Origin of the sequence: uncultured Methanobrevibacter sp., assembly GCF_900314615.1 — an archaeon.
Lineage (GTDB): Archaea > Methanobacteriota > Methanobacteria > Methanobacteriales > Methanobacteriaceae > Methanocatella.
In genome coordinates this window covers 1-16,605 of sequence record NZ_OMWA01000017.1, presented here as the reverse complement: position 1 = coordinate 16,605, position 16,605 = coordinate 1, and the positions used below count along the sequence as shown (strand labels likewise).

The 16,605-nt window shown below is 32.9% G+C and carries 14 protein-coding genes; 10 read left to right on the top strand and 4 right to left on the bottom strand.

The window, feature by feature from the left end; genetic code table 11:
• Positions 1 to 28 precede the first annotated feature (28 nt).
• Complete coding sequence (locus tag QZN33_RS06455) at positions 29 to 490, top strand: MarR family winged helix-turn-helix transcriptional regulator (RefSeq protein WP_296790136.1); 462 nt, start codon at positions 29 to 31, stop codon at positions 488 to 490.
• Here QZN33_RS06455 and QZN33_RS06450 read toward each other — a convergent pair.
• Positions 487 to 1,191, bottom strand: coding sequence for a hypothetical protein (locus QZN33_RS06450; protein ID WP_296790135.1), 705 nt, complete (start codon positions 1,189 to 1,191; stop codon positions 487 to 489). The two genes, QZN33_RS06455 and QZN33_RS06450, sit on opposite strands and share 4 nt — an antisense overlap.
• 142 nt (positions 1,192 to 1,333) lie before the next feature.
• Here QZN33_RS06450 and QZN33_RS06445 point away from each other — a divergent pair, with 142 nt between their 5' ends.
• Genes QZN33_RS06445 through QZN33_RS06435 form a run of 3 tightly spaced genes read left to right on the top strand, consistent with a single transcriptional unit; the run spans position 1,334 to position 3,626 of the window.
• Positions 1,334 to 2,587, top strand: coding sequence for a tripartite tricarboxylate transporter permease (locus QZN33_RS06445; RefSeq protein ID WP_296790134.1), 1,254 nt, complete (start codon positions 1,334 to 1,336; stop codon positions 2,585 to 2,587).
• A 9-nt stretch (positions 2,588 to 2,596) separates the two neighbouring features.
• Positions 2,597 to 3,364 (top strand): ATP-binding protein, encoded by a 768-nt coding sequence (locus tag QZN33_RS06440; RefSeq protein WP_296790133.1) that lies wholly within the window; start codon positions 2,597 to 2,599, stop codon positions 3,362 to 3,364.
• Positions 3,357 to 3,626 carry an STAS-like domain-containing protein gene (locus QZN33_RS06435; protein ID WP_296790132.1) on the top strand — a complete coding sequence of 90 codons (270 nt, stop codon included), beginning with the start codon at positions 3,357 to 3,359 and terminating at the stop codon, positions 3,624 to 3,626. The genes QZN33_RS06440 and QZN33_RS06435 overlap by 8 nt, the downstream gene beginning before the upstream one ends.
• Position 3,627: 1 nt before the next feature.
• Here the strand turns inward: QZN33_RS06435 and QZN33_RS06430 are convergent, their stop codons facing one another.
• Positions 3,628 to 4,401: a methyltransferase gene (locus QZN33_RS06430; RefSeq protein WP_296790131.1), complete on the bottom strand. Its 774-nt coding sequence runs from the start codon at positions 4,399 to 4,401 to the stop codon at positions 3,628 to 3,630.
• A 257-nt stretch (positions 4,402 to 4,658) separates the two neighbouring features.
• Between QZN33_RS06430 and QZN33_RS06425 the strand changes: the two genes are divergently transcribed.
• Both QZN33_RS06425 and QZN33_RS06420 read left to right on the top strand, forming a co-directional pair.
• Positions 4,659 to 6,086, top strand: a complete 1,428-nt coding sequence (locus QZN33_RS06425; RefSeq protein ID WP_296790130.1) for a CpaF family protein — start codon at positions 4,659 to 4,661, stop codon at positions 6,084 to 6,086.
• Between the two features lie 4 nt (positions 6,087 to 6,090).
• Positions 6,091 to 7,005 (top strand): type II secretion system F family protein, encoded by a 915-nt coding sequence (locus QZN33_RS06420; RefSeq protein ID WP_296790129.1) that lies wholly within the window; start codon positions 6,091 to 6,093, stop codon positions 7,003 to 7,005.
• 10 nt (positions 7,006 to 7,015) lie between these two features.
• Here QZN33_RS06420 and QZN33_RS06415 read toward each other — a convergent pair whose 3' ends face one another.
• Positions 7,016 to 7,735 carry a DUF4012 domain-containing protein gene (locus QZN33_RS06415; RefSeq protein ID WP_296790128.1) on the bottom strand — a complete coding sequence of 240 codons (720 nt, stop codon included), beginning with the start codon at positions 7,733 to 7,735 and terminating at the stop codon, positions 7,016 to 7,018.
• A 905-nt stretch (positions 7,736 to 8,640) separates the two neighbouring features.
• Here QZN33_RS06415 and QZN33_RS06410 point away from each other — a divergent pair.
• Genes QZN33_RS06410 through QZN33_RS06400 form a run of 3 tightly spaced genes read left to right on the top strand, consistent with a single transcriptional unit; the run spans position 8,641 to position 11,842 of the window.
• Positions 8,641 to 9,408, top strand: coding sequence for a TFIIB-type zinc finger domain-containing protein (locus QZN33_RS06410; protein ID WP_296790127.1), 768 nt, complete (start codon positions 8,641 to 8,643; stop codon positions 9,406 to 9,408).
• A gap of 19 nt (positions 9,409 to 9,427) precedes the next feature.
• Positions 9,428 to 10,549: an SPFH domain-containing protein gene (locus QZN33_RS06405; RefSeq protein WP_296790126.1), complete on the top strand. Its 1,122-nt coding sequence runs from the start codon at positions 9,428 to 9,430 to the stop codon at positions 10,547 to 10,549.
• Between the two features lie 27 nt (positions 10,550 to 10,576).
• On the top strand, positions 10,577 to 11,842 hold the full coding sequence (locus QZN33_RS06400; protein ID WP_296790125.1) for a hypothetical protein: 1,266 nt from the start codon (positions 10,577 to 10,579) through the stop codon (positions 11,840 to 11,842).
• A gap of 408 nt (positions 11,843 to 12,250) precedes the next feature.
• On the opposite strand, the gene QZN33_RS06395 is transcribed toward QZN33_RS06400, so the two are convergent.
• Positions 12,251 to 15,787 carry a C1 family peptidase gene (locus tag QZN33_RS06395; RefSeq protein WP_296790124.1) on the bottom strand — a complete coding sequence of 1,179 codons (3,537 nt, stop codon included), beginning with the start codon at positions 15,785 to 15,787 and terminating at the stop codon, positions 12,251 to 12,253.
• Between the two features lie 456 nt (positions 15,788 to 16,243).
• On the opposite strand from QZN33_RS06395, the gene QZN33_RS06390 reads away from it, so the two are divergent.
• Positions 16,244 to 16,605: transposase (locus QZN33_RS06390; protein ID WP_296790123.1), on the top strand; the 362-nt coding region annotated here is incomplete at its 3' end.

The window sequence follows — 16,605 nt, the reverse complement described above, 5'->3', positions numbered from 1 at the left end:
TTTTAATATATATTATAAGTGATTTTTTATGATTGAATATGATGATATTATTAAAGGTTCTCCATTTTTTGTCAACCATTTGATTTCTCTAAGCAAGACACATGATTTTTACATAAATAAACACATTAAAAATGGAACTGATATTCTACCTAGCCAATATTACATGTTACTGTTCCTATATTATGAAATGGGACACACCCAGTCAGATATTGCAAAGGCATGTCTTATGGACAGAAGCGGAGTTTCAAGAGCATTCAAGGACTTTGAAGAAAAAGGACTGATTATTAGAGAAGTTGATGAAAACAACAAAAGAGCTTATAAAATCACTTTAACACCAAAAGGAATTGAAACTGCAGAGTTCATAATAAAAAAGGAAAAGGAATGGGATGAAATGATTTGTGAAGATCTTGACATTTCCCATGAAGACCTTCTGAAGTTACTGTCAAAAATATCCTTGAAATCACTGGAATTCAACAGAAATCAATTTTAATCATATCCCTCAGACTCCAGATAATCATCAATATCATAATTGTCACCATACTCATAATGGTCATAATATGCACCGGGATCTGTTCTTGGCAAAGTATACCTGTCAGGTACAACAGTATGATAATGTCCTCCATCACCAGATGAGCTGACACTATAATTTGGAGTGCCTCCAGAATATACCAGAGGAAATTCCGTTTTGTTCAATCCCAGAATTCCATGCATCAGCCATGATTCCGTGAATTGAGGGTCGTCACCTACAATAACTATTCCGTAGACACACTTGTTTTGATAGGAATATTCAATGAAACATTTGCCTGGCCTGTCAGTGAGATAATCAGAAATATACTGATTTACGCTTTCATTTGTTAAAAATCCATATTTATCAGGAGTTGTCTTCCAGACCACCATATATTCATTTTTCCCAGAATAAGTTAGAAACGATATGTTTTTTGCACCGTACCACCCATATACTCCTTTAGATGCCGTAAAATTAGCATCAGGAATGGACTCTTCACCCATCTTTCTTGAATGATTCAGAGTGGCAACTAAAAAATTATCTCCCCCGATATCTTCCACAACCTGGTCGGAAAATGAAGCAGTAGGAGATATGAAATCCACAACAGTCCCTACGACTACAAAGCGGATTGCCATTAAAATGATTATGGCAAAAATGATTGCCATGACTTTTTTTGCATCAACCATATATAATATTATCAAAGTAAACACATTTATAACTATTGAAGGAGAACAATTTTGTTAAACAACCGCAATTTTAATAAATAAGAACAATTAAGCGAAATAGCTTCAACAAAGTTTAAATTATAGATTAAACAATGAAATAAGCATGATAGAATTAGTTATTGCTTGTTTCATAGGTATTTTAATAGGAACGACTACAGGAATGATACCTGGAATACATGTCAACACGGCCGGAGCAATTTTATTTGCCTCCTCAACATTTCTTCTGACGTTCCTCTCACCGGAGTTTTTATGCGTTTTGATGGTTTCGATGTCAATAGCACATGCTTTGATAGAATTTGTTCCATCTATGCTTTTGGGAGTTCCCGAGGAAGGAACAGCTACCTCAATTCTTCCAGGCCACAGAATGGTATTGCAGGGAAGATCAAAGGAAGTGATTAGAATAGTTTCAGTCGGAGGTTTTGGAGCAATTATCGTTACAATCCTCATGCTTCCAGTCTTTGCAGTGATTCTTCCGATTTTACATGACGTCTCAAAGCCGTTTACATGGGCGATATTGCTTTTTGCATCAATTTATCTGACTTACAGTCTGACAAGTTCAAGAAGGGATTTCCTATGGTCTCTGCTTTTGTTTGTGCTTTCAGGAATACTTGGATGGATTACATTTCAGACTCCCATTTCATCGGGAGTGTCTTTGATGTGCACATTTTCAGGCCTTTTCGGGATAAGCACCATTTTATTCAGCCTGAACGAATCATCAACCATACCACACCAGAATCCTTTTTATGAACTTGAACTTGATTTCAACAAGTACAAAAGTATTTTTGCCGGAGGAATTACGGGTGCAATTTTAGGATTCCTTCCGGGATTTGGACCTGCACAGGGAACTGTGATAGCACAGGCTGCAAGTGGAGCCAGTGACAATGACGATGACGATACTGTAAACTTTTTGCTTGCAACATCCGGGCTCAACGTTTCAGACTGTCTGTTTTCGCTTATTGCAATTTATATCATCGGGAATCCGAGAAGCGGAATAGCCGTTTACATGTCTTATCTTATCTCAGAGATGAATCTGAACCATCTTGTGATTTTCATATTCGCATCACTGATTGCAGTTTCCGTTTCACTTGTTCTGGCTCTTAAATTAGGTGATTCTTTTTCAAGACTTATGAGTCGTGTTGATTATAAAAAACTCTCAATTGGAGTGATTATACTTCAGATTGTGATTTTATACATTTTCGTATTTTATTATCAGGCCCCGGTCGGATATATGACATTGGCCCTGATTACTTCAACTGCAATGGGAATGCTTCCTCACTTTCTTGGAGTTGGAAAATCACATCTTATGGGAGTTCTGATTATTCCGGCAATAGTAATTTATATGCAGATGTTTATCTGAGGTGAAAAAATGGAAAAAATCAAAGAAATAAATAACATCATTACAAAAATTAAAAACAATAGAGAATTTGAATTGAATTTGATTATAACTCTACCAGTATTATGTTTTATCAAGTCCAATAACTTAATTTCAAACGAGGAGTTCAATATGATTATCAGTGACGAATCTTTAAAAATCAAAGAATTAAAACATTACAGTTTTAATGATTTTAACAAAGTTTCAGAAAAAATAGATGAATATCTATCAACATTCACTAATCAAATACTGAAATTTCTTCCAAAGGATGCTGACATTCAAAGTATTGATTTTATGTTATATGAATTACTGGTTAACATATACAAACATTCAAAGTTTGAAAATGCTTATATTCAAATAATTAATGAAAGTGATGAAGACATTAATATTTGCATTTTTGATAACGGAATTGGAATTCCAAAAAGTTTTGAAGATGCATCAATACCATCTGAAAATGATTGTGAAGCATTATTTGATTCAATTAACGGAAAAACCAGTGATAAAGAAAAATACAGTCTTCGAGGAAGAGGTCTTAATTCAACTGCAAGAATAACAACATTAGGTTTATGCGGTAATATGACAATAGCATCCGGAAGTGGAGTTTGCACAGTTACAAAAAATGGGGCGAAAACCTACTTTAACGACCATAATATTAATGGAACATTTGTTATTTTAAAAATCAAAAACAAAAAAGTTGATAATATCTATAAATATTTAAAATTTAAAAACATAAATAAAATTGAAGATGATAACAATGCCTGAATTTGAATTAAAACTTGATGAAAAATGTCCCAAAAAACTAGGAACAGCACCAACTGCAAAAAAAATCTTTGATTATATAAATAAAGAGAACATCACAGTCATAAATTTCGAAAATATTGAATTTATGAGCCGCTCATTTGCCCAGGAATATGTTTTTCAAATGTACAATTCAAAATCTAAAATTACCGAAATAAATATGAATAATTCAATAAAACAGCTTTTGGAAGTAGTTCAGGAAGATTTTGAAAGAAGCTGTTTATAGCTTAGATAATCAGCACATTATCAGCTATTTTCTCTGCTTTTTCAGTAATTTCAGAGATATCTGCTCCAGGATATGCATCAATTACACATAAATCTACATAATCAGAATCCAAATCTTCAAAAGCTCCAGTATGAATTTCATATCCTTGAGAAATTTCATTTATCTCAAGGTTATTTTTCAATGCCTCAATCATTTCAGGATTTATGTCATTGAATATTACCTTTTCAAAACCGTATTTTAAAAGATAAATTCCCAAAGCCCCTAAACCGCACATGGCATCAATAGCCACTCCTTTTTTAATATTGTTATTGTTTAGATAATTATGCAGCCTTAAAAGTTTCTGCTCTGTTGTTACAGCAACTTCTATATGGTGCTTTGACTGATGCTTGACAATGATTACTTTTTCTTTTAGAAGTGTTCTCATGACATTTATCTGAGTATCGTCACCTTCGAGAATTTCAAAGTGATTTATTTGTGAATCCCTGTCGAATTGCCCTGCAAGATTTTGCGGACTTCCCTTTAAAACACATTTCACTTCAGGCACTTCTTCAATTAATTTTGATGCAACTTCAGAGGTAAAATCAGGATGAAGAAGTATTAAAGTATTTTTTTGAATAAATTGCGGATTTAAACTGCTGTAGTAAAAATCACATAAAGGAACTGGGGAATTTCGTCTCAATGTTGCTTTTGGAGGAACTATTTCCGATTCAATCATGATTTTTAAGATATGGCTCATGACAATATCCAAAGGCCTTTTTCCGCAAACGCATCTCATGTAATCCCCATCATAATCTTCAAAGTTTATCAAATCCCTTAACGGGGAAAACTTTTTGATTTGGACATCACAGCATTTTTCACATTCATCAAGTGAGCGAATTTTTTCATCAATATCTAAGATAAAATCACCTCTAAATTGCTTTCATAATATTGAATTGATTTTAATCAGTTATAATGCTTTCGATTCAAATAGAAACTTTATAAATAATGACTGTTAATCTTATAATGTGATTAAAATTCTTTATAGGTGAAAATATGAACAATAATGAGATTATACCGCAATATAACACAGTCAAACAAAATTACAGTGACAAGGAAAAAATTATCTTAGGAGAACTTCGTGAAAATTTAGTTGACCTAGCCATATCATCCGGTGAAAACTTCCAGCCAAATGAATCAAGACTGTTAAATGACATCAAGCACTTTTTATTTCAAAGGCTTTCCAACAACGGTGAAAATACTGACATCTCAAATGAATATTTGGACAGGTTAGCAAACAAGCTCCTCAGAGATATTGTCGGATATGGTGAAATTGACCCGTTAATCCAGGATGATGATCTGGAAGAGATTATGATTAACGGAATCGACAAGCCTGTTTTTGTCTATCACAGACAGTACGGAATGATGAAAACCAATATCCAGTTCAGCGATGAAAAGGAACTGACTGATTTAATCGATTCAATTGCAAGACAAATCAACAGAAGAATTGACCAGGAATCTCCTATTTTAGATGGCAGATTACTTGACGGATCAAGAATCAATGCTACAATCCCTCCGGTATCTCCCGACGGGCCTTCACTTACAATCAGGAAATTCAAAAAGGATCCTCTGACCATAATTGATTTGATTAAATCAAAAACCCTTTCCATTGAACTGGCCGCTTTTTTATGGCTGTGCATTGACGGGCTTGGAGTAAAATCAGCAAATGCAATCATTTCCGGAGGAACCAGTTCGGGAAAAACAACAACACTGAATGCACTTGCATCATTTATAAATCCAAAGGAGAGAATCATTACAATAGAAGACACTCTAGAACTTCAGATTCCCCACGAGCATGTAATCAGGATGGAGACAAGACCTGCAAATGTCGAAAACAAGGGAGAACTTACAATGAACGACCTTGTTAAAAACGCATTAAGGCAGCGTCCGGACAGAATCATTGTAGGAGAAGTAAGAGCCGACGAAGCGATAACACTGTTTACAGCATTGAATACCGGACATTCAGGATTTGGAACATTGCATGCAAACGATGCAAGAGAAACTATAACAAGACTTACCAACGACCCCATGAAAGTTCCCGAAATCATGATTCAAGCAATTGACTTTATCATAATGCAGAACAGGATTTATACTTCTTCAGGAGTTTCATACAGAAGAATCAGTGAAGTTGCAGAAATTGTCGGAATGGAAGAAGGTGTAATTCAGCTGAATAAGATATTTCAATGGAATCCTGAAACAGACACCATCGATAATGTGAGCGTTTCAAGTAAAACTTTATCACAGATTGCAGCTTTAAGCGGAAAATCCATAACTGAACTTCACAAGGAAATCGAAAAAAGAGAACTCGTACTGAAACATATGGTAAAACAAGACATTCGTTCAGTAGAAGAAGTTAAAAACGTCCTGGATTTGTATTTCAAAAACGGCGACAATGTTCTTGAGAGAATTATTTTAAACAGGTGATATGATGCTCAACAGATTTTTTATCCTGATTGGTGATTTAGCATTGTCAAGCATATCATCAATCAAAAATTTTTCTTTTAAAAACACTGATAAGGAAAATCAGGAGAAAAACAATGAAAAAATCCATAACATATTTTCCAGACTCAATCTTGAGGTTGAAAGCAAGACCTCCTCTCAGGACGTGACTTTTTTGGATAAATTAAGAGAAATTCTAATGAAATTAATGCTTAAAAAGTCCACATTGATTCTTCTGGCAGTGCTGATTGTAATTTTACTTATCGTTTCTCCTTTGGAAGTTGCAGGAATATTTCTCACAATAACTGCAATGACCTACATTTTTATTTTGTATTATCCTCAAATGAAAAATCAGAGAAATTATTCCGATTTGAATCAGGACTTACCGTATGCTTTGAGGCATATGAGCATAGAATTAAAGTCCGGAAAAGGACTTCATGATACATTGATAACAATTAGAAATGCAGATTACGGAACATTTTCAAAGGAACTGAACAGGGTTCTCGAAGAGGTGAAATTTGGAAAATCAACAGAAGATTCGCTTTTGGAAATGTCAAAAAGAGTAAAATCCGAAGGCTTGACAAGAGCCGTCCAGCAGCTCGTAGGTACCTTAAGAGTCGGAGGAAATCTGGCCAACAGTCTGGAAGTGATAGCTGAGGATATTTCTTTTGACATGCAGATAAAGTTAAAGGAATATTCTCAGAAATTAAATTCATTTATTCTGATTTATACATTTATAGCTATTTTAGCACCAGTTATCAGCCTGATAATGCTGATGGCGGGTTCAACTGTAATGGGAGATATAATTCCATCCAATATAGTGATGTTAATTTATACAGTTATTTTTCCGATGATTGTGATGTTTATGGGAGTTTTTATAAAAAAATTAGAACCAAAAATTTAAAAAAAAGGAATTAACCGAAGATGGTTTCAATTCCTTTTGATGCAAGTAATCCTACAAATTCATTTTGATTATCCATGACGATATTTCCTTTAGAAAACTGGTCAAGTGCGGCATTAACCATTGCAGACTTTACATCAGGATTCTTAGCTGCATTCGCTGCTGCTTTAACAATGTCAAGAACTGCCTGTCCTCTGGAAACGCCCTGACCCCAGTCTTCTTCACGGATTATATCAATACCACTAGCTGTAGTGTTTTTACCATTGATTTCCAATGTGCCTGCTTCTTTAAGAATAGCATCAAGTGCTTCGCTGTTTACGGCTACAACAGAATCAATTTCCTTGTGAGTGTTGTATTCTACAATTTCTTTTGCAAGCTGCATGGATTTAGCGTTGTCAGCATCCCAAAATGCATCGTGAAGGAGCAATTTAGATCCCGCACCCTGTGACTGAGCTTCAGCAGGTTCAGCTGCAGTCGGATGTGTCAGTCCTCCAGGATAAACAGCAGTATAATTTTTTAGAGTACCATTATTCAATGTTACAATGAAACACATGTCACAAGCACCCATTCCCGGCCTAGATTCACTTTCATCAATTGCACAAACCAATATGTTTTTGTTTCCTTTTGAAAGTTCGGAATTTTTGCCGATGAACAGTGCCCCACCAATTATTGCTACAAGCAAAATGAGAACAACAATCAAGATAGCAATAATTATTTTTCTTGTTCTATCCATAATATTACCTACTTTAATTAAGTTATATTTTAGTTTCTTAATTATTGTACTTAAATATTACCTAATAAACTGTTAATTAATTAAAAAAAGTGTTTAAAAGAATAAGATAGGTGAAATTAAATATGGGCTCCCATATTTAATTTCTTGAGAGTAGTTATATGCTTTTACTAAATTAGAAAGAGAGTGTAAACTAATTTAGCAATTAATCGGAGTGTATTAATATGGTCTTTAACCAAAAAAAACACTAGCAATTAAAATTAGATTTTTAGGCATACCTAATTTTTTATCACTAAAATTAGATTGTGCAAGATAGTATTTAAATGTTTCTATTTTTTAGGTATACCTAAATTTTATAAAAATTAAAATAAAAAATGATCAAAAAAAATATGGAGTGGGAAACAGCGGAATTTCGCCGCCATTTCAAAAGAGAGTATAATGAATTTAAGATGTTTATTAATGGAGAGTTAAAACATCGAATTCGTTTGGAAAATTTCGGCAGATTAAAATTTTCCCGAATATTAAATTAGAAAATTGTGAAAAGCTAATTTAATATTTAATTTTGGAGATTTTATATTATTGACTAATAATATGTTTTGTTTAAAGTGAAAATTTAGGTTAACCTAAATTCATGTCACTTGTATAAAAGTTGGTTGACCTAGTATATAAATGTTTCTATATTTTTAGGCATACCAAAATTTGAGAACATTTAATCCAAGAGTGCCAGCAAGTAACTTCGAAATATTCCTCATCTTTAATCAAATGATTATCATATTTTTGAGTCTAAATGAACTGAAGCAGATATTATGAAAAACAACAACTGATTAATTGAAGCCTCCAATAATTAAAAAAAATTAAAATACCCCTATAAACAAAATAATATACATATAAATTAAAAGGTAGTTTATATGAACGAATTAATGTGTGAAATGTGCGGAAGCAACATGGTTACAAGAGAAGGTGGATTTTATATCTGCCAGGCTTGCGGAACTAAATTTCCAGCAAATGATGCTCCGACAGGAGAAAGTCAACAGCAATACTCAGAAGAATTTTCTTCAGAATTAGATAACTTATATCAACTTGCAAGAAGAGCCCGTGATAACGGAGACAGTGAATTTGGACATAAATATTACAGTGAAATATTAATCAAAGAACCATTTGATTGGGAAGCCCAATTCTATGCCGGATACTTTAGAGCGTTTTTATATGATTTTTTAGATGAAAGAGCAATTGATGAATTTTACAGTTCAACAGCCTCTGCAGTATCAATAGTTGAAGGCCTAGAAGATGTAGAAGAGAAAAATGAAGCAATAAACCTGTTCACAGATGAAACAATAAGACTAGTTGAAAGTTATTATGGACCCTATTTTGAAGAAATGGAATACGAACATCCTGATGGAGAGTATTTTGCATGGTATGCAAATGTTCTTTTGGAATTAAGTTACCTGCTAAATAATTATGGAGATTTAGTCGAAAATATAACTGATGACACCTACCAAGATGCAGTGGACTGCTGGATTTACTCAATTGACATTCACACACCGATGTACAAGTACATAAGCTTTTTCGATAAAGGAGAGCATGACAAATATATTGACGCATATGTTGAAAAGATACATGAATACAATTCAGAATATGAAAAACCTAAACCTAAAAAGATCTTTGGAATAATATAATCCAAATGGAGGAAATGAAATGGTTGAACTTTTAAAAGTAATTAAATTTGAAGGAGACAAAGACACATTAGTCTGGAAACATCCTGCAGAAGATTTTAACACACATTCAAAATTAATTGTCCATGAATCACAAGTTGCCATATTTTATAAGGATGGAAAAGCACTGGATGAATTCGGTCCGGGAAAGTACACCCTCGAAACTGGAAACATTCCTATTTTGAGAAACTTAATTAACATTCCTACCGAAGGCGTAAGCCAGTTCCATTGTGAAGTGTATTTCATCAATAAAGCAACTTCATTAAATGTGGTTTGGGGAACAAGCAGCCGTTTTCCGGTTATTGAACCCACATTCCAGATACCAATAAATGTTGGAGCATCCGGAGTAATGGACATTGTTATTGATGATGCAAAAAAATTCATGACCAACGTGGTGGGAACACAAACTTTCAACACTATCGATCAGGTTACAGACTATTTCAAAGGCAAAATCACAACTAAAGTTAAAAACTACTTGTCAAAAATAATGTCTGAAGTAAGTTATTACAACATTACCCAGCATTTGGAGGACATTTCTCAGGCTTTGCATGAAAAGTTAAAAGAGGATTTCCAGGAATATGGTGTAAATCTTGTTACATTTTACATATCCAACATTATTGTGCCTAAAGAAGAAACCGAAAAGCTTGAAAACGTATTGAACAAAAAAATGGAATACGGAGCACTTGGATTTAATTGGGCTGACGAACAGATGGCTGATGTTGCTAAAAAATATGCTGAAAACCCTGGAAACAAAGGAGGAGTTGACGGAATGGTAGCCGGTTTTCCTATGGCAATGGCATTCGGCCAGATGCTTGGAAACAACGTAGGCGGAAACATGGCCGGAGGATTATTTGCAGGCGGTCAGAACTTTGGCACCAACCAGCAACAGGCAAACCAGGCACCTCCACAACAGCCAGCAAATGACCAGCCACAAGGAGATGCAGCGTTCTGTACAAAATGCGGTAACAAATTAGCACCCGATGCGATGTTCTGCTCCAAATGCGGAAACAAAGTACAGCAGGAACTGAAATGCAGTAACTGCGGACGATCACTTGAACCTGGGGACATGTTCTGTTCAGGATGCGGCCATCCAGTAAATGAGTAGATGAAAATTTTAAAAAAAAGGTAAATTATGAAATTAAAAAATTATTTAACAATATTTATCATATTCATGATATTCTTATGCGGCGTAAGTGCAATCAGTGCAACATCTGACGATACCATGAATATGACTATGTACGAACAAGATTCCGATATGGAGTCTATTTCAGTGAATGAGGCAGATACTTTAAAATCCGCTTCTGACAATGAAGTTATCAGCAGTGCTGAAGATGCAAACGATATTTTAACTGTTTCTAAGGAAAATACCTTACAAAAAAGCAGCGATAAATCAAAAAGTACCGGAACATTTACAGATTTGAAAAAACTTATTGACGGTGCAAAAGACAAATTAACATTAACAAAAAATTATACTTATAATCCTACTGTAGATAAAGACTTATCAAGCGGCATATTGATATCCAAAAGTCTTGAACTCAACGGTAACGGAATGACAATTAACGGAAATAAAGAAGCAAGAATATTCCAAATAGATGGAGATGACGTGAAAATAACTGGACTTACTCTGATTAATGCATATATTGATACCTTTGGTGGAGCTATCTATTGGGACGGTAAAGATGGAAGCATAGAAAACTCAACCTTTATCAACAATAGAGGACAATCCGGAGCAGCAATTATGGTCAGAAATGGTAAAATTACCATTGAAGGAAATAGATTTGAAAACAATATTGCAGAAAAACGTGCTGGGGCAATAATGGTGGTTGGATTCCATGCCCGCATTAACAACAATATTTTCAAGAACAATCATGCAAGGTATGGTGAAAGTGATGATGCATCAGTTTACTCTAAATACCCATCCATGATTGACAGTTTCAAAAACAATACATTCATAAACAATACAAAAATTGATCCGGTAAAACAAAGTAAGTTACCTAAAAAAGGAAGTTCCAAAGCGATTTCTGACGACAGTTCCAGTCAGGAAACATATTCCAGAAATTACTATAGCAACAATAATGATGAAGAAAGTTCATCATACAACAGCCAGGAATACTCAACAATGATTGTAAGTAGTAACAATGAAGAAATACCAATCTATAACAATCAGATTACATTAGATACACTGAATAAACTCTTTAATTTTGATTTTACAAATGGAGTTCTTCTAGTATATCTTGATGGAAAACTGATCTTCAACGGAACAACCAAAAATGATTTAACCCAGATAATATATGACATGTTGAAACTTCTCAGTGACCAGCATGAATTATCCGTAGAGTTCACCGATGAAAACGGTAAAACAAACACTTATAAAGAAAATATAACCTTCAGGGAATAAGTTTTTTAACTTTTCCCCATTTCTATTTTTTAAGGACACATAACACCCTAACTTTTTTATTATCATCCAAACTATTTTTTTACAATATTTAAAAACAGCACATGCTGTAAAAACATGCATTAACGACGGAAAAAATCCTTGTTGCGATGTTTTTGATGATTTGGATGAAATTATATAACTGCATGTTTCTAAAGAAAAAGAAAAAGTCCATAAAAAGACAGTCATTACAGAATATTCAATGAAGCTTCAATTAAAATACTGCCAACGTACAATTGAACTATTTTAATGCATGACTATTTAAAGATAATGCAACGAAAATATTGGCAAATAAACAGAAATTATTTCACAGCACATGTAAACTGTAAAGAAAAATGAATTAAAAAAAAATAGAAGTTAGAGAGGGAATCTCTAACGTTTAACTTTTAAAGTGCTTTTAACAGTGTCTTTAAGATAGGTAACTTTCATAGTATATTTTTTACCTACTTTAAGAGTTTTGATAATGTTCTTGTTAATGGTAAACTGAGCAACTCCTTTTTTGTTTGTTTTTGCTTTTAATGTTTTACCTTTAACTTTTAAGGTTACTTTTTTGTATTTGAGAACTTTTTTGCCTTTTAAAGTTACTTTATAAACAAGTTTTTTAGCGGATTTTTTAACAGTTACAGTCTTTTTAGCTTTAATGACCTGTTTTACTTTAACTGTTTTTGTAACAGTTTCACCAGCATATTTAACTTTAATTTTGTATGTTCCAGGTGTAACCACATTAGGTATCTTAAATGAAGCATATCCTTTTGAATCAGTGTATCTTGCATAATTTTTACCTTTAATGTTAAAAATTACTTTTGTACCTTTTTTCACAGGCAATACAGCATCATCATATACTCTTACTTTAAATGCAGTTCCATCATAGTAATACAATGAAATATTTTTAGCACCGGAGAATCTTGAAGCTACTTTAACATTTACGAAAGCCTCTTCATCTGTTACATTATTGACCACAACAATCTTATGAATACCTGTTTTTAATTTCAAATCAGCAGGGGAAATAATCAAAGATCCGTTTCCATCAGTAGTGCCTAAAGTGACTTGTTTACCATCAACAAATCCGGTTACATTAGTATTATTTAAATATGTGCCGTTATCATCCATTAAAGTAATTTCAATTGGATATTTTGAATTGTAGGTAACATTAAATTCATCAGATACGATAATAGTAGGCAATACTTCAAAAGTGGATATAATTTCAGTATTGTTAATTGTAGTGGAAATAGTATAATTTCCAGGTTTAAATGTAGTGTTGAATACTGCTTCTCCATTGTTAACAGTAGCCCAACCTAAAGTTTTACCTAATTCAGAAATTACAAGTACCGCACCATCGACTGCATATTTCACAACTGTGGCGCTTTTTGAGAAGAATGATTTTGTGCCTGCAACATTATTTACATTGTTTAAAGTGTATATTTTAACAACGGCAGTTCTGGCCTTTTCAGCTAAATCTGCATAACCATTTTCAGTATTTACAATTGAATTTCCTTTTTCGAAGTATAATCTGGAATCTCCAACATAAGGAACTATATTTGTATTGACTTCAAATTCGGCAGAAATTCTATCTCCCTTATTAACTGCTATAGTCTTATCGAGCTTGATTGTATGGAAACCAGTGTATAATGATTTTCCGTTCTGAGAGTAAACAATATTTCCATTAACGTAAATATTGATTGTATATTCTGTTTTATCATTATCGAAGTAAGTTCCAACAGCTGCGATTAAATCATTTCCGGAAGATATGTAGCTATTAACGTAAGAAAGGTGATCAACACTACTGTATCGTAAAAATCCGTCATAACTTGGAATATCATATTGGTAAACTTTATTGTAAACATCAGTGTTATTGATAATGTAACCTATAGCCCTTGCACCATTAAATGGAGCATCAGCATAGGAAAGATAGAAGTATCCTCCATCCCCCCAGCCAGATCCCCAACTGTTTTTACAAATCCATGCACCATCAACTCCAGGGTTTATTTTGAAATTGGACGCACTGTAAGTATCATTCCAACCGACTAATGTAACAAAGTGATTACCTAAAGATGAATCGTTACAGTATAATGCGGCAGTTTTAGGATTATAGAACGGAGTGTTAGGATCAGCCCCATTAACATGAATAGTTAATCCTCCGTATTTAATTAATGCCTCTTTAACTGCATTTTTATCTTTATTATTCACCCTAATAGCATCTGTAATATGATAAGAGTTATCAGCGAAAATTACAGGAGATATTTTACCAAGTTCATCATAACTATCATATTCAGCATTAACAATTCCTAACCAGCTTAAAACATATCCTAAACCACTGGTAAGGTATCCTCCTTCAGTTATAGAAGGTTTACCATAGTAGGAATATCTTAACCCAGAATTTTGAATATTATCTTCAGAAATATCCAATTCGATACCAGTAGCCATTTTAAATGCGGACTCGATTGCACCTGCAGTACCAAACGCCCAGCAAGCACCCATAGACCCCTGGTTTTTAACAGGAGTTACAGCATTGAAATCACGTAAGTCAAAGGATTCATCACTTGCACTTCCATTAATTTTAATAGGATTTAAAACAATCTGTTTTCCTTCATGATTAACATAAAATTGATAGTAGACGTCGTCTAAATTATATTTATCATCATTTTCACAATCTGCGAAATGTGAACCTTTTCCAGCGAAATAAGCGTGAATGAATTCTCCGTTATTGTGAGAAGTAGTATTGGTAACTTTAAATGTAGAATCCATTAAACAGATAGCTCCACCTACAGCAGCCTTATTATTTGTGAACTCACACCATTCAATTTCAACATCATTAGTATAATCTAAATATATAGCTCCCCCTTCAGTATAACTATATCCCTGATTATTGGTGAAATTATCTCTTCCAGCATAGAAAGTAGCATTTGATGCATAGATTGCACCACCATTATAATCCACATCATTGCCAATGAAATCAGAGAAAATAACAATTAAAGATCCGCCTAATTGTAAAATTGCACCACCATATCCGGACTTACAGTTTATAAATTTAGTGGCATTAACTAAAGTAGTTCCTTTTAAATTTTCGCTGTCAGCATTAATATCAGCAAAAATAGCACCACCATTTTTAACAGAACGGATATTTTCAAATTCACAGTTTTTCACAGTAAGGTTAGTCATCCTTTTAGAGGCAATAGCACCTGCAGTAACACTTGCTGATAAATTGTTAAATCTAGAATTGAAAATATTTACATTAGAAGTATCCGCATATAGCGCTGTTGCATATTTGGAAGTAGCATTTTCAAAAAGACATTGCTGAGCATTAACTTTTGACCTTACAGCATAAACTAAAGACCAGTCAACAGGATTTTTATTTGTAAATGTAGATTTTATAGTTTCCAAATCACCTCTTGAAACATATATTGCACCACCTTTAGGAGCATAGTTATCTGAAAAGAGACAATTGTTTGCAGTTACTGCTCCATAATCACAGAAAATCGCAGCTCCAGACTCACTATCATTGTTATCCATAAAGTATACATTATTTAAAACTAAAGTAGAATTAGATACAATAATGGAAGAGATTGCAGAATTCTTAAAAACTAAATCCTTAATAGTTACGGTAGCATTGGAAATTTTTAAAGCACCAGCTTTACCATTTCCATCAATAACATGATTATTACCATTTATTACAATCTCTTTGCCCGGACTTCCTATTATTTCAACTTGCTTATACTTATCTTTTGTTTCATCAAAAGTATAATTCGCTGCTAAATTTACCGCTCCAGACACACCACTTGGAAATTCATTCTGTAAATCTCCATAATTAGATGATCCACCATCAGAAATAACTGTATCATTAGTTACCCCGAAAGTAGAATCAGCCTGGTTTGCATCTTCAGCAAAAGCAAATCCAACAGAGAAAATCATTATCATTAAAATAAATAAACTAATTTTATAAATTTTCAAGATTATCTTCTCCAAATTTTATACAGTTAATTATTTGTAAAAACAATATATTATAATTTTGCAAATATATGAACTAATTGAGTGTTGGCAGAAATTATTAAGCTTTAAATTTAATTCAATTTAACCTATTTTTTCTATTTTTATTAAATTTTGTTCAATTTTAATTTGTGCAAATTTTTTTCCATAAATACTCTCTATTTTTTAAATTAATCCTCTTGTTGGAGGTAATTTATTCTAATTATTTTTTAAAATTACTAATATTTAATTTTAATACTTTATTACTAATTATTCTAATTATAAGTTATTTAAATCTATTTATATTAGAAATAACAAATATATAATTAATTGTAGTTAAATCTATAATTATTTAATTCAATATAGGAGTTTTTAATTGATATGATTTTGAATAACTATATTTTGAGCGATAAAAGCAAGGAAATAGAAGAAATGGAAGATGAATTTCAACTAATGTATCTTGCATCAACAATCGTTGATGGTACTTTTAATTTCTTTAAAATCAAACGAAAAATTTCCAATGTTGGAAAACCACCTTTTGACCTCAAAGATATGATAAAACTAATTTTTTATGGATATATAAATAAAATCACAAGTACAGTGAAACTGGCTTATAATGCAAAGTACAATCGCTTGTATAATTTAATTTCACATGCCATAGAACCAAGTGACAGAACAATACGTGATTATTGTAAGTATTTTCAATCAATTTACCAATTAATTATGAGTTTTATCCTAATTGTGGCCAATAGAATTGGATTAAC